The sequence below is a fragment of the Gordonia cholesterolivorans genome (assembly GCF_039531975.1).
Taxonomy (GTDB): domain Bacteria; phylum Actinomycetota; class Actinomycetes; order Mycobacteriales; family Mycobacteriaceae; genus Gordonia; species Gordonia sihwensis.
Window position 1 is genome coordinate 15,003 of the sequence record NZ_BAAARB010000017.1, and the last position, 22,859, is coordinate 37,861.

Annotated in this window: 19 protein-coding genes; 12 read left to right on the plus strand and 7 right to left on the minus strand. The window is 69.3% G+C overall.

What is annotated here, in order from left to right; all coding sequences use genetic code 11:
- Positions 1 to 14: 14 nt before the first annotated feature.
- From ABFX36_RS14490 to acnA, 3 genes are all read right to left on the minus strand, one after another.
- Positions 15 to 1,664 (minus strand): substrate-binding domain-containing protein, encoded by a 1,650-nt coding sequence (locus ABFX36_RS14490; protein WP_006894879.1) that lies wholly within the window; start codon positions 1,662 to 1,664, stop codon positions 15 to 17.
- A 200-nt stretch (positions 1,665 to 1,864) separates the two neighbouring features.
- Positions 1,865 to 2,437, minus strand: coding sequence for a TetR/AcrR family transcriptional regulator (locus ABFX36_RS14495; protein WP_006894880.1), 573 nt, complete (start codon positions 2,435 to 2,437; stop codon positions 1,865 to 1,867).
- A gap of 3 nt (positions 2,438 to 2,440) precedes the next feature.
- Positions 2,441 to 5,239: an aconitate hydratase AcnA gene (gene acnA, locus ABFX36_RS14500; RefSeq protein ID WP_006894881.1), complete on the minus strand. Its 2,799-nt coding sequence runs from the start codon at positions 5,237 to 5,239 to the stop codon at positions 2,441 to 2,443.
- 273 nt (positions 5,240 to 5,512) lie between these two features.
- Here acnA and ABFX36_RS14505 point away from each other — a divergent pair, with 273 nt between their 5' ends.
- The 8 genes from ABFX36_RS14505 (at position 5,513) to ABFX36_RS14540 (ending at position 13,784) form a co-directional block, all read left to right on the plus strand.
- On the plus strand, positions 5,513 to 6,130 hold the full coding sequence (locus ABFX36_RS14505; protein WP_062367492.1) for an Rv1476 family membrane protein: 618 nt from the start codon (positions 5,513 to 5,515) through the stop codon (positions 6,128 to 6,130).
- A gap of 314 nt (positions 6,131 to 6,444) precedes the next feature.
- On the plus strand, positions 6,445 to 7,875 hold the full coding sequence (locus ABFX36_RS14510) for an NlpC/P60 family protein (RefSeq protein WP_081598057.1): 1,431 nt from the start codon (positions 6,445 to 6,447) through the stop codon (positions 7,873 to 7,875).
- 150 nt (positions 7,876 to 8,025) lie between these two features.
- Positions 8,026 to 9,165 carry an AAA family ATPase gene (locus ABFX36_RS14515; protein ID WP_051999593.1) on the plus strand — a complete coding sequence of 380 codons (1,140 nt, stop codon included), beginning with the start codon at positions 8,026 to 8,028 and terminating at the stop codon, positions 9,163 to 9,165.
- Positions 9,152 to 10,090 carry a DUF58 domain-containing protein gene (locus ABFX36_RS14520; protein ID WP_006894885.1) on the plus strand — a complete coding sequence of 313 codons (939 nt, stop codon included), beginning with the start codon at positions 9,152 to 9,154 and terminating at the stop codon, positions 10,088 to 10,090. Before ABFX36_RS14515 ends, ABFX36_RS14520 begins: the two co-directional genes overlap by 14 nt.
- Positions 10,090 to 11,082 (plus strand): VWA domain-containing protein, encoded by a 993-nt coding sequence (locus ABFX36_RS14525; protein ID WP_006894886.1) that lies wholly within the window; start codon positions 10,090 to 10,092, stop codon positions 11,080 to 11,082. Before ABFX36_RS14520 ends, ABFX36_RS14525 begins: the two co-directional genes overlap by 1 nt.
- Positions 11,083 to 11,098: 16 nt before the next feature.
- On the plus strand, positions 11,099 to 11,833 hold the full coding sequence (fabG1, locus tag ABFX36_RS14530; protein WP_006894887.1) for a 3-oxoacyl-ACP reductase FabG1: 735 nt from the start codon (positions 11,099 to 11,101) through the stop codon (positions 11,831 to 11,833).
- A gap of 60 nt (positions 11,834 to 11,893) precedes the next feature.
- The gene (gene inhA / locus ABFX36_RS14535) at positions 11,894 to 12,727 is read left to right on the plus strand and encodes an NADH-dependent enoyl-ACP reductase InhA (RefSeq protein WP_006894888.1); all 834 of its coding nucleotides are present in this window, start codon (positions 11,894 to 11,896) and stop codon (positions 12,725 to 12,727) included.
- Between the two features lies 1 nt (position 12,728).
- Positions 12,729 to 13,784, plus strand: a complete 1,056-nt coding sequence (locus tag ABFX36_RS14540) for a ferrochelatase (RefSeq protein WP_045539272.1) — start codon at positions 12,729 to 12,731, stop codon at positions 13,782 to 13,784.
- Between the two features lie 7 nt (positions 13,785 to 13,791).
- Here the strand turns inward: ABFX36_RS14540 and ABFX36_RS14545 are convergent, their stop codons facing one another.
- The gene (locus ABFX36_RS14545) at positions 13,792 to 14,616 is read right to left on the minus strand and encodes a DUF3097 domain-containing protein (protein WP_045539274.1); all 825 of its coding nucleotides are present in this window, start codon (positions 14,614 to 14,616) and stop codon (positions 13,792 to 13,794) included.
- Positions 14,617 to 14,699: 83 nt separating this feature from the next.
- Between ABFX36_RS14545 and ABFX36_RS14550 the strand changes: the two genes are divergently transcribed.
- Complete coding sequence (locus ABFX36_RS14550; protein ID WP_045539278.1) at positions 14,700 to 15,497, plus strand: hypothetical protein; 798 nt, start codon at positions 14,700 to 14,702, stop codon at positions 15,495 to 15,497.
- A 4-nt stretch (positions 15,498 to 15,501) separates the two neighbouring features.
- Here the strand turns inward: ABFX36_RS14550 and ABFX36_RS14555 are convergent, their stop codons facing one another.
- The 3 genes from ABFX36_RS14555 to ABFX36_RS14565 form a co-directional block, all read right to left on the minus strand.
- A complete protein-coding gene (locus tag ABFX36_RS14555; protein WP_346076952.1) occupies positions 15,502 to 16,059 on the minus strand; it encodes a hypothetical protein in 558 nt (185 codons plus the stop codon).
- Entirely contained in the window at positions 16,056 to 16,658 is a 603-nt protein-coding gene (locus ABFX36_RS14560; protein ID WP_045540133.1) for a hypothetical protein, read from the minus strand. The genes ABFX36_RS14555 and ABFX36_RS14560 overlap by 4 nt, the downstream gene beginning before the upstream one ends.
- Before the next feature lie 77 nt (positions 16,659 to 16,735).
- Entirely contained in the window at positions 16,736 to 17,506 is a 771-nt protein-coding gene (locus tag ABFX36_RS14565; protein WP_006894898.1) for a TVP38/TMEM64 family protein, read from the minus strand.
- Positions 17,507 to 17,620: 114 nt separating this feature from the next.
- On the opposite strand from ABFX36_RS14565, the gene ABFX36_RS14570 reads away from it, so the two are divergent.
- The 3 genes from ABFX36_RS14570 to meaB are packed head-to-tail and all read left to right on the plus strand — an operon-like array spanning position 17,621 to position 22,784.
- Positions 17,621 to 19,525 carry a methylmalonyl-CoA mutase family protein gene (locus tag ABFX36_RS14570; RefSeq protein ID WP_045540128.1) on the plus strand — a complete coding sequence of 635 codons (1,905 nt, stop codon included), beginning with the start codon at positions 17,621 to 17,623 and terminating at the stop codon, positions 19,523 to 19,525.
- Positions 19,522 to 21,768, plus strand: a complete 2,247-nt coding sequence (gene scpA / locus ABFX36_RS14575) for a methylmalonyl-CoA mutase (protein WP_045540130.1) — start codon at positions 19,522 to 19,524, stop codon at positions 21,766 to 21,768. Before ABFX36_RS14570 ends, scpA begins: the two co-directional genes overlap by 4 nt.
- Entirely contained in the window at positions 21,765 to 22,784 is a 1,020-nt protein-coding gene (gene meaB / locus ABFX36_RS14580; protein WP_045540132.1) for a methylmalonyl Co-A mutase-associated GTPase MeaB, read from the plus strand. Before scpA ends, meaB begins: the two co-directional genes overlap by 4 nt.
- Positions 22,785 to 22,859 lie beyond the last annotated feature (75 nt).

The following is a 22,859-nucleotide window of genomic DNA, read 5'->3' on the forward strand; positions in this document are numbered from 1 at the left end:
GGAGTGCTTTGCCGTCACGCCGCTTCCACGCGGTAGGAGACCGCCTGCAGGAGGATCGCGCCCACATCCTTGGGGTCGCGTGCGATGAACGAGCTGCCGCCGGTGGCCTCGGCGATCTGCTTGAGCGCACCGGCGTCGGCGTCCTCCGAGATGCCGACCGCGATGATCGGGATGCGCCTCGCGGGGTTCTTCATGATGTTCAGCTCCGACACCAGATGCCCCAGCGTGATGCTGTCGCGATCCTCGTTGCGGCCGTCGGTCATGATGATCACGCTGTTGGAGTACGCGGGGTCGTATGAGTCGTACACGGTCTTGAAGGCCGCGAGCGCGGTGTCGTAGAGACCGGTGCCGCCGCCCACGTGCCCCAGCGTGTCGCGGATGGAGTCGGCGAGGCGGTCGCGGTTGGTGCGGCCTCCCTCGATCTCGGAGATCGGCGCGATCGGCATCACCTCCCGATAGTCCTGGCCGGGGCCGCCGCGGTCGATGCTGAACTCCCAGTAGCCCAGCGCGGTGTTCTTGGGGAACCGGCCCAGTCCGAACAGCGAGGCCTCCCGGAGGAAGGCCGCGCGCGAACGGCCTCCGGCGTCGAGCGCCATCGAGCCGGACACGTCCTGCACCACGAGCGCCCGGATCGGCTGGGTGAGTGCGGTCCACTTCCGCAGGATGTTGTCGACGAGTTCCCTGGCCGGCTGCTTGATCACGGTGACGTCCTGGACGCCGGTTCCGTCGGCCGGCGGCTCGCCGTCCGGAGAGCGGATGCCCATCTCCTCCCGGATCCGGCGACCACTGTCGGTCTGCAGGGTGGCCACCAGCGCGTCGATCGCGTCGCCGGCCAGCGCTTGATCGTCGGGTTGCGCGACATTGGCGGCCCGATAGTCCAGGGCCACCGTGCCGGACCGCGGCACGGCCACCTCGAGATCGGACGCGGGATGGGCGCGCTTGAACTCGGTGTAGGCGCGTTCGGTGGTGAGGGTGGCCGTCGGCGCGGGAGCGGCGGCGGTCTGCGCGAGATCGGGGGAGGCGTCGTTGTCGTTCATCATCAGGGCCCGCTTGGTCAGGAACTCCACCAGCTCCCGGTGCGTCAGCGAGCCCGACGACACCTCGGAGAGCGCTCCGATCACCGCGGCGTTGCTGACGTCGCTGCGGGCCGGCGGAGCCACTCGCAGTCCGGGCGAGGTGAGCACGTCGGTCCACGCGGGCATCGCCGGGAGTTCACGGCCGGCCACCACCACCGGGGAGACGCCGAGCGACGGTCCGACGTCGGCCCACGTCCGGCCGAGTGCGGCGCGCACCTGCCGGACGCGCGCCTGCGACTCAGCGATCCAGATCTGCGGTGCGTTCCGGTCGGTGAGGCGTTCGGAGGTGTGGCTCGGCGGCACGGCCTGCACGGTGAAGTCGAAACAGCTGTCCGCCTCGGTCTGCTTCGACAGGGCGGTGACGTAGTCGGCGACGTCCTGGTCGGCGATGACCGACACCGGTCGCACCTGAGAACAGCCGCCGTGCCCGCCCCGCCAGACCGCGTACACTCCGCCCGCCAGCAGCGCGGCCAGCACCAGGGAGAGCCCGACCCGCGCGCGGGTGCCGGGGCGCCGTCGCCGGCGGCTCCCGGCGGACTCCCGCGGTGGATCGGAAGCGGGACGCGCGGCGTTTCGGTGTTGGCCCATGTCGGGTCGACCCCTCCTTGTGAATTCCTCGAGAGTGCGAGAGAAGGCTAGCCCATGCGTGAGATGGGACACGTCGGGGGTGCCGAGTACCGCCGATTACGCCCGTCGGCGCGACGGGCACGGACGTCATGAGCACCACGGCCGCGCACAGCAACGGGCCCGGACCTTCGGCGGTCGAAGGTCCGGGCCCGTTGCGCCGGTCACTCGCCCGCGGGTACGCGGACCGAGGCCTCGACGAGGTCGAGGACGGCATGCAGATCGTCGGTCGACTGACCCGAGGCCAACCGTGTGACCAGGCCGTCGAGGATGACGTCCAGGTAGGTGACGAGCACCTCCGGGGGGACGTCCTTGCGGAGACTGCCCGCACGGCGCTTGCGCTCCAGGCGGGCGAGGGTGGCGGCCTCGCGGTCGGCGCTCTGCGCCTCCCAGGCCTCACGGAAGCCGGGATCGGTGCGGATCTTCCGCACGATCTCCAGCCGCGTGCTCAGCCAGTCGAAGTCCTTCGGCCGCGCGAGGATGTCGCGCATCACCTGGACCAGACCCTCGTGCGAGGCGACCTCGGCCATCCGCTCCGCGTCTTCGCGTGCCAGCGCCAAGAACAGGGCTTCCTTGTCCTTGAAGTGGTGGAAGATCGCACCGCGGGAGAGGCCGGTCGCCTCTTCGAGACGTTTGACCGTCGCTCCGTCGTAACCGTATTCGGCGAAACAATGCCGCGCGCCGTCGAGGATCTCTCGACGACGCGCGGCAAGACGGTCATCGCTGACCCGTGGCATGAATCAGCTCTTGATCATGTTCCGCAGGACGTACTGCAGGATGCCGCCGTTGCGGTAGTAGTCGGCCTCACCGGGCGTGTCGATGCGCACCACGGCGTCGAAGACGACCTTGTCGCCGTTCTCCTTGGTCGCGGTGACCTTCAGCGTCTTCGGGGTCACGCCCTCGTTGAGCGCAGTGATGCCCTCGATGTCGAAGACCTCGGTGCCGTCCAGTCCCAGCGTCTTGGCGCTCTCGCCCTCCGGGAACTGCAGCGGGACCACGCCCATGCCGATGAGGTTGGAGCGGTGGATGCGCTCGAACGACTCGGTGATGACGGCCTTGACACCCAGCAGCACCGTGCCCTTCGCCGCCCAGTCGCGCGAGCTGCCGGAGCCGTACTCCTTGCCGCCGAGGACGACCAGCGGGATGCCGGCCTTCTTGTAGTTGACCGAGGCGTCGTAGATGAACGACTGCGGACCGCCCTCCTGGGTGAAGTCACGGGTGTAACCGCCCGAGACGCCGTCCAGCAGCTGGTTCTGCAGGCGGATGTTCGCGAAGGTGCCGCGGATCATCACCTCGTGGTTGCCGCGACGGCTGCCCAGCGAGTTGTAGTCCTTGCGGGCCACACCGTTGGCGTCGAGGTACTGCGCGGCGGGGGTGCCGGGCTTGATGGGTCCGGCCGGGCTGATGTGGTCGGTGGTGACCGAGTCGCCCAGCAGCGCCAGGACGCGGGCGCCCTTGATGTCCTCGACCGGCGCCGGCTCGGGGGTCATGCCGTCGAAGTACGGTGCCTTGCGAACGTAGGTGGACTTCTCGTCCCACGCGAAGGTGTCGCCCTCCGGCGTGCTCAGTCCGCGCCACCGCTCGTCGCCCGCGAAGACGTCGGCGTAGGACTTGCGGAACATGTCCTGGCTGATGGCGGTCTTGATGGTGTCGTCGATCTCCTGGGCCGACGGCCAGATGTCCTTCAGGAAGACGTCGTTGCCGTCGGTGTCCTGGCCGAGCGGCTGGGTCTCGAAGTCGAAGTCCATGGTGCCCGCGAGCGCGTAGGCGATGACCAGCGGCGGCGACGCCAGGTAGTTCATCTTCACGTCGGGGGAGATGCGTCCCTCGAAGTTGCGGTTGCCCGAGAGGACCGCGGTGACGGTCAGATCGTTGTCGTTGACCGCCTTGCTGATCTCCTCCGGCAGCGGACCGGTGTTGCCGATGCACGTGGTGCAGCCGTAACCGCCGAGGTAGAAGCCGAGCTTCTCGAGGTACGGCCACAGGCCGGCCTTCTCGTAGTAGTCGGTGACGACCTGCGAACCGGGGGCCATGTTGGTCTTGACCCACGGCTTGCTGGTGAGACCCTTCTCGACCGCGTTGCGGGCGAGGAGGCCGGCGCCGATCATGACCGACGGGTTCGAGGTGTTGGTGCACGAGGTGATGCCCGCGACGGCGACGGCGCCGTGATCGAGGACGAACTCGCCGCGCTCCTCGCTGACGATCTTGATCGGCTTGCTCGGGCGTCCCTCGGCGCCGTTGGCCGCCGACTGGACCTTCACCGCTCCGTCGTCGGCGAAGGACAGCGCGGCCGGATCGGACGCCGGGAACGACTCCTCGACGGCCTCGTCGAGCTGCGTGTGCGCGGCGGGATGCTGCTCTTCGACGTAGTTGTGGATGTCCTTGCGGAAGGCCACCTTCGACTCCGACAGCAGGATGCGGTCCTGCGGACGCTTCGGGCCGGCGATCGACGGGACCACGGTGCCCAGGTCCAGCTCCAGGTACTCGGAGTAGGCCGGCTCGTGGTCAGGGTCGTGCCACATGCCCTGTTCCTTGGCGTAGGCCTCGACCAGCGCGAGCTGGTCGTCGTCGCGGCCGGTCAGGCGCAGGTAGTTGATGGTCTCGGAGTCGATCGGGAAGATCGCGCAGGTGGAACCGAACTCGGGGCTCATGTTGCCCAGGGTGGCGCGGTTGGCGAGGGGGACCTCGGCGACGCCCTTGCCGTAGAACTCGACGAACTTGCCGACCACACCGTGCTGACGGAGCATGTCGGTCACGGTGAGCACCACGTCGGTGGCGGTGACACCCGGCTTGATCTCGCCGGTCAGCTTGAAGCCGACGACGCGCGGGATCAGCATGGAGACCGGCTGGCCGAGCATCGCGGCCTCGGCCTCGATGCCGCCGACGCCCCAGCCCAGGACGCCCAGGCCGTTCTCCATCGTGGTGTGCGAGTCGGTGCCGACGCAGGTGTCGGGGTACGCCTGGCCGTTCCGGACCATGATCGAGCGGGCGAGGTACTCGATGTTGACCTGGTGCACGATGCCGGTGCCCGGGGGCACCACCTTGAAGTCGTCGAAGGCGCCCTGGCCCCAGCGGAGGAACTGGTAACGCTCGCCGTTGCGCTCGTACTCGAGTTCCACGTTGCGCTCGAATGCGTCGGCGCGGCCGAAGACGTCGAGGATCACCGAGTGGTCGATGACCATCTCGGCGGGGGAGAGCGGGTTCACCTTGTTGGGGTCGCCGCCGAGGGCGGTGATGGCCTCGCGCATGGTGGCGAGGTCGACCACGCAGGGCACACCGGTGAAGTCCTGCATCAGGACGCGGGCCGGGGTGAACTGGATCTCGATGCTCGGGTCGGCCGACGGATCCCAGTTCGCGAGGGCGTTGATGTGATCTTCGGTGATGTTGGCGCCGTCTTCGGTGCGCAGGAGGTTCTCGGCGAGGACCTTCAGCGCGTACGGCAGCTTCTCGGTGCCGGGCACTGCCGACAGGCGGAAGATCTCGTAGGAGTTCTCACCGACCTGCAGGGTGCCGCGGGAGTCAAAGGAATTGATGCTCACGTGTGCTCCACTCGTTTCGTGCAAGTTCCGCCGACGGGCTGCGCCGACGGGAGTTCGTCAGAAGCGTCGCAGCATGCGGCGGGCTGCGGCCGCGGTGCTACCTCTCCAGCATAGCAGTACGCGCGTACTGGTTGGGCAGTACGGGTCGCTCGGCCGTATCGGCGTGCGGCTGTCGTATCCTGGGCGCCGAGTGCCACCCGTCGCCAGCGGCCAGCCGGCTTCTGCGCGCACCCCGCCATGTCGAGTCAGCAACCGTTCAGGGAGCCACATCTGATGAATCCGGGCCCATCCGCGTTCGTTCTCGCCGAGCCCGCGTCCCAGCCGCCGGCCGACGTGTGGTCGAACCTCGACATGGCTGCGATCACCGACGCGCTCACCGGCTCCGGAGTGTGGGCCCCCGCCGACCAGCAGCCCGCGCTCAAGCAGCTGGTGAAGCAGGCGGCGGCCGACGGGCACAGCCTGCACGTGGTGGTACTGGACCAGTCGTACCCGAAGTTCACCGCCTACCGGGACATCGCGACCCACCTGCAGTCGGAGGTCGGCGGGACGGTGCTGGTCTTCGGCCCGTCCGGCAGCGGCACCGCGTCCGACGAGTTCAGCCGAGTTCAGCTCGAAGACGCCTCGAACGACGTCTCCAAGGGGGCCACGGCCTCCCAGGCCGCCGCACAGATGTACCACAAGGCCGTCGATCCCAACGTGAACTGGAACGGCGTCACCATCGGCCTCATCGTCCTCGTGGTGATCGGCGCGGTGATCGCCCGCTGGCGGATGAAGCGCCGGCGGACGACGGCCGAGCCGGCCGCAGTCGGGCAGAACGGCGACGCCTCCGGCCCGGCGACTGCGGAGGGCGACGAGGATCCTGACGGCCGCCGTCCGGCCGGGACCGACTGACCCCTCGGGGTCCCGCCGTCCGGCGCCCGCGCTCGTCGCGGACGCCGCTTTTCTTCTGACGCGTCACGATTCGTGCGTTATCCAACTGTGACAGGACTCTAAGGTTCCGTCTTTGCGCTGATGACGCGTGTTTCCGCAGGTAATCACCTATTTGTAATTCAGGGCTTCAGGTTCTCACAGGGACTGATGTGACGTACGGTGCAGAAGACACTTTATGGTGCACGGGGGATAGATGTTGCGAGGGAGTTCTCGACTTGAAGCCAGCTAAGAACGGCGCACGTTGGGCGGCGCGAGGTACCACCGTGGGTGCCGTGATGCTCGTGAGCGTTCTCGGAGCCGGTCCGGCCCTCGGTGACCCCAACAACGCCAATCCCGTGGCATCGCTGATCAACCAGATCGCCGACGTCGATCAGAATCTGTCCGACCTCGCGAGCGCGGTCGCGGCGAAGCAGGAGAACGTCAACCGCACGCTGGTGGACTTCCAGAACGCGCTCGCGGCTCAGCAGGTCGCAGCCGCGGCCAGCCGAAGCGCCAAGGACTCGCTCGGCGAGGTGAGCGCGAAGGTCGAGGCTGCGCAGAAGGACTTCGACGCCTTCGTCCGGTCGGTGTACCGGCAGGGCAACAATCGCGGGGCGATGACCAAGTACGTCGCGTCCGACGATCCGGAGAAGGTCCTGGACCAGATGTCTGCCGTCGACCAAGTCACGCGACAGCAGCAGGCGACCATCCGCAAACTCCAGGTGGCACGCAACCAGCAGGCCAACCGGGTGGCGGCCACCGAGGCCACCCGCCAGCAGACGGCGATGGCCGCCAAGGACGCGTCGGCCCGGCGCGATGAGGCGATCGCCGCGGTCAAGGCCGCCCAGGACGCGGTCCGCACTCAGCAGACCAAACGCAACGAATTGGTCTCCCAGCGCACGTCGCTGGCGTCGAAGCTCGAGAAGCTGCGCAAGTCGGCCCCCAAGAGCGAGGTGGACGCCCAGGCCTCGCCGGGCACCGTCGCCGACGTGGCGGGCAAGGTGCTCGACCGCATTCCGGCCAAGCCCGTGGAGGGCGATGATCTGGTGGCCCAGGCCGCCCAGGCGGCCGCGAAGCTCGCGATGGAGACCGGTCAGGCGCTGTTGGCCGGCGCCATCGGCAAACTCCAGATTCCGCATTCGGAACTGTTCGATCTGCTCGGCATCGGCGGGTCGTATCCGTTCGGTGAGGGCCAGGACAGCACCTACGGCCGACTCCAGAACGGCTCGCTCGGTCCGCTGCTGACCAATCCCGAGTCCGGGGTCCCCGGCGGTGGCGGAGGGCCCTCGCAGCCCGGGCTGCGCGGCCCGGCGGCCGTCGAACTCGTGGTCAACCGGATGAAGTCGCAGCTGGGCGTCACGTACGCCTGGGGCGGCGGCGACGCGAACGGCCCCACCCTCGGCATCCGCGACGGCGGCGTCGCCGACAGCTACGGCGATTACCGCAAGGTCGGCTTCGACTGCTCGGGTCTGATGATCTACGGCTTCGCGGGAGTGGGCATCGACCTTCCGCACTACACCGGCTACCAGTACACCTCGGGACCGCAGGTGCCGCTGTCGCAGATGCGGCGCGGCGACATGATCTTCTACGGGCCCAACGCCAGCCAGCACGTGGCGCTCATCCTCGGTGACGGGACCATGATCGAGGCGCCGCAGTCCGGCGACGTCGTGAAGATCTCGCCGGTGCGGACCGCGGGCGCCATGCCGTACGTGGTCCGGCTCCTCTGACACGTGCGCGGTCCCGATACTCCCCGCCCCGCTAGTGTGGGTGTCGGTACATCGCAGGCCTCGACCGGTAGGAGCATCGGCTTGACTTCAACAGGCAGCAGCGGACAGGACCGCAGCGGCGCGGCGACGGAGGGATCCGCCGCCGGGACACTGTCTTTCACCCCGGAAGACGCGAAACTGATCGAACGCGCTCTGTTCGAGGTCAAGCGGGTGATCGTCGGCCAGGACAAGCTGGTCGAGCGCATCCTCACCGGTCTGCTGGCCCGCGGCCACATCCTGCTCGAGGGGGTGCCCGGCGTCGCGAAGACGCTGGCGGTCGAGACCTTCGCCACGGTGATCGGCGGCAGCTTCTCCCGCGTGCAGTTCACTCCCGACCTGGTGCCCTCCGACCTGATCGGTACCCGCATCTACCGGCAGGGACGCGAGGAATTCGACACCGAGCTCGGCCCGGTGGACGCCAACTTCGTCTTGGCCGACGAGATCAACCGCGCCCCGGCCAAGGTGCAGTCGGCGCTGCTCGAGGTGATGGCCGAGCGGCACGTGTCGATCGGCGGCTCCACCTACCCCATGCCCGATCCGTTCCTGGTGATGGCGACGCAGAACCCCATCGAGAACGAGGGCGTCTATCCGCTGCCGGAGGCGCAGCGCGACCGCTTCCTGTTCAAGGTCCTCGTCGACTACCCGTCGGTGGAGGAGGAGCGCGAGATCGTCTATCGGATGGGCAACGTCCCGCCGACGGCGTCGCAGATCCTCGACCCGGCGGCGACCATCCGACTGCAGCAGCTCGCGGCCAACGTCTTCGTTCATCATGCGCTCGTCGACTACGTGGTCCGGGTCATCAACGCCACCCGGCGGCCCGCGGAGGTCGGGCTCGGCGAGGTCGACCAGTGGCTGGCCTACGGTGCGTCCCCGCGCGCGACGCTCGGCATCGTCGCCGCCGCTCGCGCCCTCGCGCTGATCCACGGGCGCGACTACGTGATCCCGCAGGATGTCGTCGAGGTGATTCCCGACGTCCTGCGGCATCGCCTCGTGCTGTCGTACGACGCGCTGGCGGACGAGGTGACGCCCGATCACATCATCACTCGGGTGCTGCAGACCATCGGTCTCCCGCAGGTCTCCGCGGCGCCGGCCCAGCCGGTCCAGAGCCCGCCGGTCCAGCAGCCGCATGCGGCGCAGCAGCCCGTGCAGCAGGCGCACGTCCAGCAGCAGTCGGGTCCGCAGGCTCCCGCGGCGCAGGCCCCGGCCGCCCAGCAGTCGCCGACGGTTCAGCCGGGCAATGCCGGCCACTGACGGGCTGCCGTCGTTCGCGGCGGGAACACTGACCGACCCCGAGTTGACGGCTTCGCTGAAGTCTCTCGAGCTCACCGTCCGGCGCAAGCTCGACGGTGTGCTGCAGGGCGAGCATCTGGGCCTGATCCCCGGACCGGGATCCGAACCGGGCGAGGCGCGCGAGTATCAGCCCGGCGACGACATCCGGCGGATGGAGTGGTCGGTGACAGCCCGCACCGGTACTCCGCATGTACGGCAGATGATCGCCGACCGGGAGTTGGAGACGTGGTTCGTGGTCGACGCCTCGGCCAGCCTCGACTTCGGGACCGTCGGGCGGGCCAAACGCGACATCGCGATCGCCGCGGCGGCCGCGATCGTGCATCTGACGGCGGGTGGCGGTAATCGGCACGGCGCGATCATCGTGACGGGCGACGACGTGGTGCGGATACCGGCTCGTGCCGGCCGCGCTCACGACCAGGCCCTGCTGAAGGCGATCGCGACCACTCGGCGGAGCGCTCCGGGAGTGCGCGGCGATCTGAACACCGGACTGGAGGCGTTGCGCCGCCCGTTGCGCAGGCGCGGACTGGCGGTGGTCGTGAGCGACTTCCTCGGCGAGATCGACTGGGCCCGCTCGCTGCGCGCGATCGGCGCGCATCACGACCTGCTGGGCGTGGAGGTGCTCGACCCGCGTGATGTGGAGTTGCCGCCGGTGGGACCGGTGACGCTCCGGGACGCCGAATCCGGTGAGGTGGTCGACGTCGACGTCACCGCGCAGGTGCGGGCCGACTACGCGCGGGCCGCCGCCGAACACCGGGCCGAGGTGCTGCGGACCTTCCGCAGCGCGGGCGGCCCGGTGCTGTCCCTGCGCAGCGACCGTGACTGGATCGCCGACACCGTCCGCTTCGTCGGCATGCGCCGCCGGACGATGGCGGCGGGGGTGCGTTGATGAGCGATCTGTTCGCCCACCCCTGGTGGCTGTTCTCCACGCTGCTGGTGGTCGCGTTGATCGTCGCCTATGTCTACGTGATGCGACGGCGGCGGGCGCGGGCGCTCGCCTTCGCGAACCTCGACCTCCTGCGGTCGGTGACTCCGAAGAACCAGGACCGCTTCCGCCATGTGCCGGTCGCGGTGCTGCTGACCGGTCTGGTGCTGCTGACGATCGCGATGGCCGGACCGATGGCCGAGCGCGACGTGCCGCGCAACCGTGCGACGGTCATGCTCGTCGTCGACGTGTCGAATTCGATGAAGTCCACCGATGTGGCGCCGTCGCGGCTCAAAGCGGCTCAGGCCGCAGGTAAACGGTTCGCCGACGAACTCACCGACGGAGTCAATCTCGGGCTCATCTCGTTCGCGGGCACGGCGTCGACCCTCGTCTCGCCGACACCCGACCACGCCGCGACCAAGAACGCGCTGGACCGGCTCAAACTCGCTGACAAGACGGCGACCGGAGAAGGCATCTTCGCGGCGCTGCAGCAGATCCAGACACTGAACGCGGTGCTGGGCGGGCCCGAGGGTGCTCCACCGGCACGGATCGTCCTCCTCTCCGACGGCAAGCAGACCGTCCCCGAGAGCCCGGACGACCCCCGGGGCGGCTTCACCGCCGCGCGCAAGGCCAAGGAGGAGGGCATTCCGGTGTCGACCATCTCCTTCGGAACCCTGACCGGCACCGTCGATCTCGAAACTCCCGGCGGAGGCGTGGAGCGGGTGCCGGTCCCGGTCGACGACGAATCGCTGCGGAAGATCGCGAACCTCTCCGGCGGCGAGTTCTTCACCGCCTCGAGCCTCGACGAACTGAACAAGGTGTACTCCACGCTGCAGAAACAGATCGGTTACGAGCGTGAACGCGGCGACAATTCGAGGCCCTGGCTGATCGCGGGCACGCTGCTGGCGGTCGCAGGCACATTCGCCGCCCTGCTCCTGAACCGGCGCCTCCCCTGAGATAGGTTGATCAACCATGGCAGAGCATTCATCGATTCCCGCCCAGACCCCGCGCTCGGTGCTCGTCACCGGCGGCAACCGCGGCATCGGCTTGGCCGTCGCGCAGCGTCTGGCCGCCGACGGGCACAAGGTGGCGGTGACCCACCGCGGCTCGGGGGCGCCCGAGGGCCTGTTCGGCGTGCAGTGCGATGTGACCGACACCGAGTCGGTGGAGCGGGCCTTCGCCGAGGTCGCTGAGCATCAGGGGCCGGTGGAGGTGCTGGTCGCGAATGCGGGCATCACCGACAACATGCTGCTCATGCGGCTCAGCGAAGAGAGCTTCGAGAAGGTCATCGACGCCAATCTGACCGGTGCCTTCCGCTGCGCGAAGGTCGCGACCAAGGGGATGCAGCGCGCGCGGTTCGGTCGCATGATCTTCCTCGGCTCGGTGGTGGCCACCTCCGGCATCCCGGGACAGGCCAACTATGCGGCGTCGAAGGCCGGCCTGATCGGCCTGGCTCGCTCCATCGCGCGCGAACTCGGGTCGCGGAACATCACCGCGAACGTCGTCGCTCCCGGATTCATCGAGACCGACATGACCGCCGCGATGGAGGACCGGTACATCGAGATGGCCAAGCAGGCCATTCCGCTGGGCCGGACCGGCAAGCCCGAGGATGTCGCGGCGGCCATCAGCTTCCTGGCGTCCGATCAGGGCGGATACATCACCGGTGCGGTCATCCCGGTCGACGGCGGCATGGGCATGGGCCACTGACGAGCCGGGTACCGGCGCCGCCTTCCACACTTCTTCACTCACCCCCCACAGGAGCTTTTCGTGAGCGGAATCCTCGCAGGCAAGACCATTCTGGTGACCGGCATCATCACCGATGCATCGATCGCCTTCCACACCGCCAAGGTCGCCCAGGAGCAGGGTGCCACCGTGATCATCACGGGCATCCCCGAGCGGCTGCGCCTCATCGACCGGATCGCCAAGCGGCTGCCGCAGGAGGTGCCGCCGGCCATCCCGCTCGACGTCACCGACGAGGAGAGCCTCGGGGCCCTCGCCGACAAGGTGCGCGAGCTCGCGCCCCAGGGGATCGACGGTCTCGTGCACTCGATCGCGTTCGCGCCCAAGACGCTCATGGGCCCGGATGCGCTGCCCTTCCTCGAGGGGCCGGGCCCGGACGTCGCGAAGTCGTTCGAGATCTCCGCGTGGAGCTATGCCTCGCTCGCCCGCGCCGCGCTGCCGGTGATGAACGAGGGCGGCTCGATCGTCGGCATGGACTTCGATCCGCGCACGGCACTGCCCGATTACAACTGGATGGGCGTTGCGAAGGCCGCCCTCGAATCGGTGAACCGCTACGTGGCGCGCGAGGTGGGGGAGGCCAAGCGCATCCGATCCAATCTCGTGGCGGCCGGACCGATCAAGACGCTGGCGGCCAAGGCCATCTCCGGCACCGCGACCGACGATGCGCGCAAGCTCAACATGCTCAACGAGTACTGGGACGGAGCCTCGCCGATCGGCTGGAACGTCGACGACCCGGGCGTGGTCGGCACCAGTGTGTGCGCCGTGCTGTCGGACTTCCTCCCGGGCACCACGGGATCGATCATCTACGTCGACGGCGGAGCCAGCCACAACACCTGGTTCCCCGAGAACTTCCTCGGCTGAGATGCACGGATCGGAGGACGGCGGCGCATTCGATGCGCTGCTGTTCCTGTCGTTCGGCGGGCCGGAGAAGCCGGCGGATGTGCGGCCCTTCCTCGAGAACGTCACGCGCGGCCGCGGCGTGCCGCGCGAACGCCTCGACGAGGTGGTGGAGCACTACCTGCACTTCGGCGGGGTCTCGCCGATCAACCGTCTCAACCTCGACATGATCGAGGCGCTGCGCGCCGAGCTGGGGCGACGTGGCCGGGACCTGCCGATCTACTTCGGCAACCGCAACTGGCATCCGCTCGTCGCCGACACCACCCGCCGGATGTACGACGACGGGCACCGGCGGGTACTCGTGTTCCCCACCTCGGCGTGGGGCGGGTATTCGGGCTGCCGGCAGTACCACGAGGACATCGCGGGAGCGCTGTCGGCGACGGGGCTGGACGACTCCGGGCTGGTACTGCGGAAGCTGCCGCAGTTCAGCGCCGAGCCGAAGTTCATCGAGGCCTCGGCGAATGCGCTGCGCACGGCCCTGGGTTCCTTCGGCACGGCGCCACGCGTGGTGTTCACCGCGCATTCGATTCCTGCGGCCGCCGACCGGAACGCCGGGCCCGCGGCCGAGGGCGGACACCTGTACTCGCTGCAGGTGAAGGCCGCCGCCGCGGCGGTGGCGCACTCGGTGGGCCTGCAGGAGTACGACGTGGTGTGGCAGTCGCGATCCGGTCCGCCGCAGGTGCCGTGGCTGGAGCCGGACATCTGCGATCATCTGCGAGAGCTGCGCGAGAGCGGCGTCACCGATGTGGCGGTGATGCCGATCGGCTTCGTCTCCGATCACCTCGAGGTGATCTGGGATCTGGACTCCGAGGCCAGGGAACTGGCAGCCGAGCTCGGCATGGGATACGTGCGCGTACCGACGGTCGGCACCGACCCCGTCTTCCTCTCGATGATCGTCGACCTGATCGAGCGGTATGCGGACGGCGGGGGAGACGTCACCGCGATGGGCTGTGGCGACAACGGTGCGCTGTGCCGGCCCGACTGCTGTGTTCCCGCGCGGCGGCCGAGCAGCCGGCCGTGATGTCCGGCTAGCTCGGATCCACCGTCACGAAGTCGATCAGCTCTTCCACGCTGCGCAGCAGCGGGACTTCCAGATCCCGGAAACTCGACACGCCCGCCAGAACGCGCCGCCAACCGTCTTGCGGTGTGCCCCAGCCGAGTTCGGAACAGATGCCGGTCTTCCAGTCCGTGCCCATCGGGATCACCGGCCAGGCGTCGATGCCGACGGACGCGGGCTTCACGGCCTGCCAGACATCCACGTAGGGGTGGCCGCAGACGAGGACGTGCGGACCCACCTCAGCGGTCAGCTTGGCCTCCTTCGTGCCGGCGACCAGATGGTCGACCAGCACACCGGCCCTTCGATGCGGTGCGGGCTCGAAGTCGGCCAGCGCGTCGTCGAGGTTGTCGAGGCCGTCGAGACTGATCACGACGACGCCCTCGCCCCGGAGGTCGTCGCCCCAGACCCGTTCCAGGAGCGTGGCGTCGTGCACCCCCTCCACGAAGATGCGGCTGGAGCGCGCTGTGCGGGCCCGTTGCTTGGGCGCCGCGCGCGAGCCGGAGGCGGTCCGCGTGGGCTGGACCGGGCCGCGCCCGCGAGGCCGGACCAGAGTCACCGGCTTGCCGTCGATGAGGAATGCGGCCGGATACATGTGAAACACGCGGGTCCGCCCGCGGCGATCCTCGAGCCGGACCATGTCGCCGGCGTGACTCTTCTCCAGACCCACCACGGCGCCGCAGAATCCGGTCGCCGCGTCTTCGACCACCAGATCGCGCTCGGCGGCCACTTCGGGGGCCTTCGGCTTGGTCTTGCGGGGCGAGGACAGCACGTCGCGGCCGTATCGATCATCGAACACGGATTCCAAGGGTAGGGGCCGGCGTCGGGATCGGCGGGCGCGACGCTCCGGTGACCGCCGAGTCGCCGAGTATTCTGGCTTGGATGACCAGTTCCTCCCTGATGCTGCGGTCGTGGCCGGCGAGCGCGTTGGCGGTGTGGGCGGCCGCGCGTGAGGCCGGCCGCTGCTCGGCCGACGACGTCCTGCACACCCTTCACGACTACGCGCAGGTGCACGAGCTCGACCCCGGAGGCGACATCCTCGACCTGCTCGGCGCGGTGTCGGGCGCCAACGCGATGTGCGTGCGACTGCCCGCGCCCGGAGATGCCCAGGGACTGCCGCCGGGACGCCCCACCGATGCCGCGATGGCGGCGGGTGAGGTGATTCTGATCGACGACCGCGAACCCGAAGGTCCCAGTACGCCCGCCGCCGGAGCGATGCGTGCGCTCGCGCTCGTCCCGATCGGCACGGCCGAGCGTTGCCGATGGCAGTCGATGCGCTACGACCGTGACGTGGCGGTCGGGGCGTTGCTCTCCGACAGCCCGCTGGGGGAGGTCGAGTACGAACTGCGCAGCGCGGTCGCCGAGGCCGCGACCTCGATCGCCGCACTCGGCGGCAGGCGTGGTTCGCCGGCCGACCTGCGCGATGCGCTGGCCGCTCGGGTCTCGGCGTCGACCATCGATCTGCCGCCGCACGACAACCCCCGTGTCGACCGGGTGCTGGCGAGCGCCGCACAGATCGACGCGATCGTGTCGTTGACGGGAACGGGGGAACTGGGCGACTCCGGATCGCAGTTGGCGACCGCCGACGAGCGGTTGCGCGGTCTGTCGGCGCTGGCGCGCCGAGCGCGGTCGGCGGCGGTGAACACACTGATCGCCGATTACCGGTTCCGCGCCGGCTGACCGCTCAGACGCCCGCCAGCCAGCCGACTCCCGCGAACGCCGCCGCCCACAGCACAGAGGCGAACGTGCCGAGAATGAACTGTTCGCTGGCACGCGGAGCGCGGAGTTCGGAGAACCGGGCCAGGCTCTTCACCGCGAGGATGATCCCGATGCCGGCGGGCCACGCGAGAAGCAGCGACGCCGCCACCGCCGTGCGTTCGAGCATGCCGATGATCCGGCCGCCGCGCAGCGGTGCCTCGGGTTCGTCGTCGTGGTTGTCGGCCCGGGTCGGGATCCCGCCGAGCGCCAGCACGACGCGGACCGCGCTCGATCCGGTGGTCGCCGCGGCGATCACCGCCACGACGTGGACGGCGACCAGCCCGGCGCCGGACGACGGCGCGCCGACCGCGGCGACGACGGCAGCCGCGGCGATGAGCGCCGCGCTCGCCGCCGCCGCGATCACATCGGTCGCCAGCACGGCGGAGTCGGACCGTTCGGGGTCGTCGACGAGGCGGCGCCGAACCAGCGAGGTGCCCGCGGACACCGCGATCGCGAGCAGTAGCAGGACGATGATCGCGATCATTCACTCACCTCCGGCAGCGGGCTGACGCCGTCTGCGGTCTGAAGCAGTCGGCGGAACAGCTCCTCCGCCGGACGCTGCACATCCCAGCGCGCATGCCGCAGTCGCAGCGACATGGCCTGCGGCGAAATGCCCAGGGCATCCGCCGCCGCGGACTGGCTCGACCCGGCCGCGACCAGGGACACCGCCTCGCGGCCGGCCTCGGAGCGGTCGAGCAGGACGTCGAGCAGGAGCCACGCGGCGGTCTGGGCATGATCGCACCACGGCGAGACCCCGCGAACGCACAGATGCCAGCGGTTCTTCTTCGCCGCCTCCACGGCGTCACGGGCGTCGAGGAAGGCCTGCCCGCGCCCCGCGCGTGTCTGCGGCGGCAGCGGAGCCTCCAGGGTGCCCACCCCGATGCCGACGCTCCAGTCGCCCGAGGCGGCGAGGTCGACGGCGAGCACAGCCAAGTGACCGGGGGAGTCGAACACCGCTTGCACTTCATCGCCCGCGGTCCGCTCGAACGGTCGGATCATGCCCGGGCCGGAGCGGGCGAGCACCTCGGGCACCCGATCGCGTCCGGTACGGCTGCCCCGTTGATCTGCGGTCAGAACGAACACGGTCACCTCCCGAGTGAGTCCGCTTGGCGTGGGCGCGCGACGAATCCATCAAGCATAAAGGCTTGAAACTGGGAGAATCAAGTGTTTTTGCTTGATTGTGACCCGTTGACGGGCATGCGGGTGTCGACGATCAACCCGATGACACCGATAGAGAACAGCACCGCGGAGAAGACCAGGCTGATCGGGCTGCCTTCGCCGGTCAGTGCATTGCCGAGGAAGATCAGGGCCGCGTTGCCCGGAGTCATCCCGATCACGGTCGCGGCCGTGTAGGGGAGGAGTCGGATGCTCGACAGCCCCGAGAGGTAGTTGAGCAGTGAGAAAGGACACACCGCGATCAGGCGCAGAGACCCGACCGCCAGCCAGCCGCGGCGCTCGAGGCGATACTCCACGGTGGCGATCACCGGATGGCGCAGGTACGGGCGGATCCGTTCCCGTCCCAGCCGCCGCGCGAGCAGGAAGGCGGCGACGGCGGCGATCGTCGACGACACCGTCGCTCCGGCGAAGGCGAGAGCCGGCGCGAACAGCACACCCGCCGTCACGGTGAACGCCGTCCGGGGAACCGGACCGATCGGGACCACCGCGTAGGCGAGGAAGAACAGCGCCGGAAACCACGGCCCGAGCGATTCGGACCAGGCGCGCGCGGTCGCTATCGACGGCAGTGGGATGAAGTACGCGGCGACCAGTATCGCCACCACCGCGGCCATCACGATCCCGCCGCGGATCAGCGCTGTCCGGGTGACATCCGTCCGCCTGCGGGCCGGCCGGTCCCGGCGCGCCTCGGCGGTCGTGCCATCGAGGGACACCGGCTGTTCGACCGGAGCGGCGGACCGCGGTGAATTGATGCGCACGAGGGAGTAGTTTACGGGTCAGATCACATCCCCCAGGTTCGCCCGAGCGTTTGATCGGTTATCGTTCCCTACGACGAAACTTCAGATGGTCGAGCTTTGGAGGTAGGCGAGCCGATGACGGCAAGTGACGACCCCGCGGCGCCGCGCGGCGCCGACGCGCTGCGGCAGGCGTACGACGAATGGTCCGAAGCGGCCGCCGGTGTGCTGGCGAAGGCACGCAAGGTCTCGGCGGATGAACTCCCCGACACCGCGGAGGCCCTGCTGTCCACCACGACGGGCGACGGCACCGTGGTCCGCCCGCTCTACACCCGGAAGGACGAGGTCGCCGAGTCGGGACTGCCCGGACAGTTCCCGTTCGTGCGCGGCGCCGATCCGGTGCGCGACGTCAACGTCGGCTGGCGGGTGACCGAGCGTTTCGGCGACGAGGGCGGCAGCGCCGAGGAAGTCAACGAGCAGATTCTCGACGCCGCGGGCAATGGGACCAGCGGGCTGTGGCTCAAGGTGGACGGCGGCATCGGCGCCGACGGGATCGCCACGGCACTGCGCGGCGTGTACCTCGACCTGATGCCGGTGACCCTGGACGCCGGCGCCGAGGGGATCGAGGCGGCTCGGGCGTATCTGGAAGCTCGCGTCGCGGCACCCGTGGCGCCGCAGGCCGCGCCCTCCACGATCGCGAACGTGCAGAGCCTGGGGCTGTCGCCGTACACGGCGCAGTTCTCCGAACGGGCCACCGTCGACGTCGACGCCGCGACCGCGCTGGCCGCCGACGCTCCGGAAGGAGTACGCGCCTTCCGGGTCGACGGCACCGACTTCAGTCAGGCGGGAGCGAACAACCCGCAGGAACTCGGGCTCTCGGTGGCCGCGGCCGTGGCACATGTCCGCGACCTTGTCGCGGCCGGCCGCAGCCGGGCCGAGGCGCTCGGACAGATCAGCTTCGGGGTCTCGGTCGACGACGACCAGTTCGCCGGCATCGCCAAGTTGCGGGCACTGCGCACCGTGTGGGCTCGGGTGGCCGACGTGCTCGGCGAACCGGACGCCGGTGCCGCCGTGACCCACGCGGTGACCGACCTGGCGATGCTGACGCAGCGCGACCCGTGGGTCAACATGCTGCGATCCACCGTCGCGGCGTTCGGTGCCGGCGTCGGCGGCGCCGACCAGGTGACCGTCCTCGGCTACGACGCCGCGCTTCCGGCGGGCGAACGGTCCTCCAGCGCGTCCTTCTCCCACCGGATCGCCCGCAACACCCAGCTGCTTCTGCTCGAGGAGTCGAACCTCGGCCGTGTTCTCGATCCGGCGGGTGGCTCGTGGTACGTCGAGTCGCTCACCGCCGATCTCGCCGCGTCGGCATGGGACGTCTTCACGGAGGTCGAACGCCGGGGCGGGTACCAGACGGCCCTGTCCGACGGGTGGATCGGCGAGCAGATCGCCGAGTCCCTCGCAGCACGCGACCTGCGAGTCGCGCACCGCGCAGCGCCGCTCACCGGTGTCAGCGAGTTTCCGAACCTGGACGAGGCCGCCCGCCCGGCGGGCACGGCGCAGACCGTCGACCTCGCGACGGCGACGCCGAAGCTCGCTCGCGTGGCGCGACAGTTCGAGGCGCTCCGCGACCGGGCCGACGCGGAGCGGACGCGCCCGAGCGTCCTGCTGCTTCCGCTCGGAAGTGTCGCCGAGCACAACGGCCGCACCACTTTCGTCGCGAATCTGCTTGCAGCCGGCGGGATCTCGGCAGTCAATCCGGGTCCGATCGAACCCGACCAGATCGCCGGCCTCGCTGCGGAGAACGCCGCCACGGTCGCCGTTCTGTGCGGCACGGCCAAGCGATACGCGAGCGACGGTCCCGCGGCTCTGGCCGCGGCGCGTGCGGCGGGAATCGACCGCGTGTTGCTGGCCGGACCCGATCGTGAGTGGCCGGAGGCCGCCGACCGGTGTGACGGCTCGCTGCGAGTGGGCATCGACGCGGTCGCGACCCTCACCGAACTTCTCGACCACCTGACCGACGGCGGGAGCGTATCCGCATGAGCAACACAGTTCCGAACTTCGCCGATGTCGCGCTGACCGGCGACCGCGCCGTTGAGCCCGCGGGTTCGGGTGCGGCGCAGACCGAGGCGCTCGCCCGTGCCAACGGCTACACGGCCGATCAGGTCACCTGGAGCACGCCCGAGCAGATCGACGTGCAGCCGGTGTTCACCCGCGCGGACCGCGACGCGGCCGCCGAGGACGGCGGCTACCCGCTCGATTCGATCCCGGGTGCGGCGCCCTTCATCCGCGGCCCGTACCCGACGATGTACGTCAACCAGCCGTGGACCATCCGCCAGTACGCGGGATTCTCGACCGCCGCCGAGTCGAACGCCTTCTACCGGCGCAATCTCGCCGCCGGCCAGAAGGGTCTGTCGGTGGCCTTCGACCTGGCGACCCACCGCGGATACGATTCGGACCACCCCCGGGTGGCCGGTGACGTCGGCATGGCCGGCGTGGCGATCGACTCCATTCTCGACATGCGCCAGCTCTTCGACGGCATCGACCTCGGCAATGTGTCGGTGTCGATGACGATGAACGGCGCCGTGCTGCCGATCCTCGCGCTGTACGTGGTGGCCGCCGAAGAGCAAGGCGTGCCGCCGGAGAAGCTGGCCGGAACCATTCAGAACGACATTCTGAAAGAGTTCATGGTCCGCAACACCTACATCTATCCGCCGACGCCCTCGATGCGGATCATCTCGGACATCTTCGCGTACACCAGCGCCAAGATGCCGAAGTTCAACTCCATCTCCATCTCCGGCTATCACATCCAGGAGGCCGGCGCGACCGCCGACCTGGAGCTCGCGTACACCCTCGCCGACGGTGTGGAGTACATCCGGGCGGGACTGGAAGCGGGCCTGGACATCGACAAGTTCGCTCCGCGGCTGTCGTTCTTCTGGGGCATCGGGATGAACTTCTTCATGGAGGTCGCCAAGCTCCGCGCCGCCCGCCTGCTCTGGAGTGAGCTGGTGGCGAAGTTCGAGCCGCGCAACGCCAAGAGCCTGTCTCTGCGTACCCACTCGCAGACCTCCGGCTGGTCGCTGACCGCGCAGGACGTGTTCAACAACGTCGCACGCACCTGTGTCGAGGCGATGGCGGCGACTCAGGGGCACACCCAGTCGCTGCACACCAACGCGCTCGACGAGGCCATCGCGTTGCCGACCGACTTCTCGGCACGGATCGCCCGCAACACCCAGCTGCTGCTCCAGCAGGAGTCGGGCACCACGCGGCCCATCGACCCGTGGGCCGGCTCCAACTACGTCGAGTGGCTCACGCACCAGCTGGCGGAGAAGGCGCGCGCACACATCGCCGAGGTGGAAGAGGCCGGCGGTATGACGCAGGCCATCAACGAGGGTCTGCCGAAGCTGCGCATCGAGGAGGCCGCCGCACGCACGCAGGCGCGCATCGACTCCGGGCAGCAGCCCCTCGTCGGCGTCAACAAGTACCGCGTCGACGAGGACGAGGAGATCGAGGTCCTCAAGGTCGACAACTCCAAGGTACGGGCCGAACAGCTCGCCAAGCTCGAGAAGCTGCGCGCCGAGCGGGACTCGTCGGCCGTGGAGGCGGCGCTGGCGAACCTGACGCGCGCGGCCGCCGAGCCCGGCGGCAGCGACCTCGACAACAACCTGATGGCGCTGGCCATCGACGCCGCTCGCCACGGGGCCACCGGCGGCGAGATCTCCGATGCGATGGAGAAGGTCTTCGGCCGTCACCAGGCGGAGATCCGGACCATCAGCGGCGTGTACCGCAACGAGGCAGGTGAATCCGTGAGCAACATCGATGAGGCGATGGCCGTCGTCGACGCCTTCGCCGAGGCCGAGGGCCGACGCCCCCGCGTGCTGGTCGCGAAGATGGGCCAGGACGGCCACGATCGCGGACAGAAGGTGATCGCCACCGCCTTCGCCGACCTCGGCTTCGACGTCGACGTGGGCCCGCTGTTCGCCACTCCGGAGGAGGTCGCCGCCCAGGCCGCGGACAACGACGTGCACGTCGTCGGTGTCTCGTCCCTGGCGGCCGGCCACCTCACGCTGGTGCCTGCGCTGAAGAAGGCACTGGCCGACGTCGGCCGTGACGACATCATGATCGTCGTCGGCGGCGTCATTCCCCCGGGCGATTTCGACGAGCTGTACCGGGCCGGGGCCGCGGCGATCTTCCCGCCGGGAACGGTCATCGCCGACAGCGCGGTGGATCTGATCCGGAAGCTGGCCGATCAGCTGGGCCTGGAACTGGCTGCAGCAGCGGAATGAGCGACGCGCAGTCCCGCCGGGCCGACCGCCCGGCGGGCCGCCGGATCGACGTCGACGCGCTGACCGAGGGCGTCCTGTCGGGAAACCGAGCCCAATTGGCGCGCGCCATCACGCTCGTCGAATCGGCCCGGCCGGATCACCGGGCGGCGGCACAGCAACTCCTGCTGAACCTGACGCCGCACGCGGGCAAGTCGTTCCGCGTGGGAATCACGGGCGTGCCCGGTGTCGGCAAGTCGACGACCATCGAGGCCCTCGGCATGCATCTCATCGAGTTGGGGCATCGGGTCGCCGTGCTGGCGGTAGACCCCTCGTCCACCCGCACCGGCGGTTCGATCCTCGGTGACAAGACCCGGATGGGCCGGCTGTCCGCGGCGGAGGAGGCCTACATCCGCCCGTCCCCGAGTTCGGGGACCCTCGGCGGCGTGACGAAGGCGACGCGCGAGACGATCGTGCTCGTCGAGGCGGCGGGCTATGACGTCGTGCTCGTCGAGACGGTCGGGGTGGGGCAGTCGGAGGTGAGCGTCGCGAACATGGTCGACGTGTTCACCTTCCTCACTCTGGCGCGAACGGGCGATTCGCTGCAGGGCATCAAGAAGGGTGTCCTCGAACTCGCTGAGATCGTGGTCGTCAACAAGGCCGACGGCAAACACATCAACGAGGCGCGGGGCGCCGCCCGCGAACTGCGCAATGCGCTGGGGCTGATCTATCCCCACGACGTGTTGTGGCATCCGCCGGTGCTGACGATGAGCGCGCTGGAGAACACCGGCGTTCACGAGTACTGGGAGGCGATCCTGCGGCACCGGGAGACGCTTTCGGCCGCCGGACAGTTCGAGAGGCGCCGAGCGCAACAGCAGGTGGACTGGATGTGGAGCATGGTGCGCGAGGCGATGCTCAATCGCCTCGAGGAGGACCCGGCCGTCCGTGCGGTACGGCGCGAAGTGGAGGCCGGAGTGCTCTCGGGCACGCTGACTCCGACTCTCGGAGCCGAGCGGATCGCGGGGGCCGCGGGTTTCTGACCCGCGCCGCGCGTCGGTCGCACCCTATTCTCAGGTGAGACTCCCTCATTGTTAGACCGCCCTCATCGCTGTTCA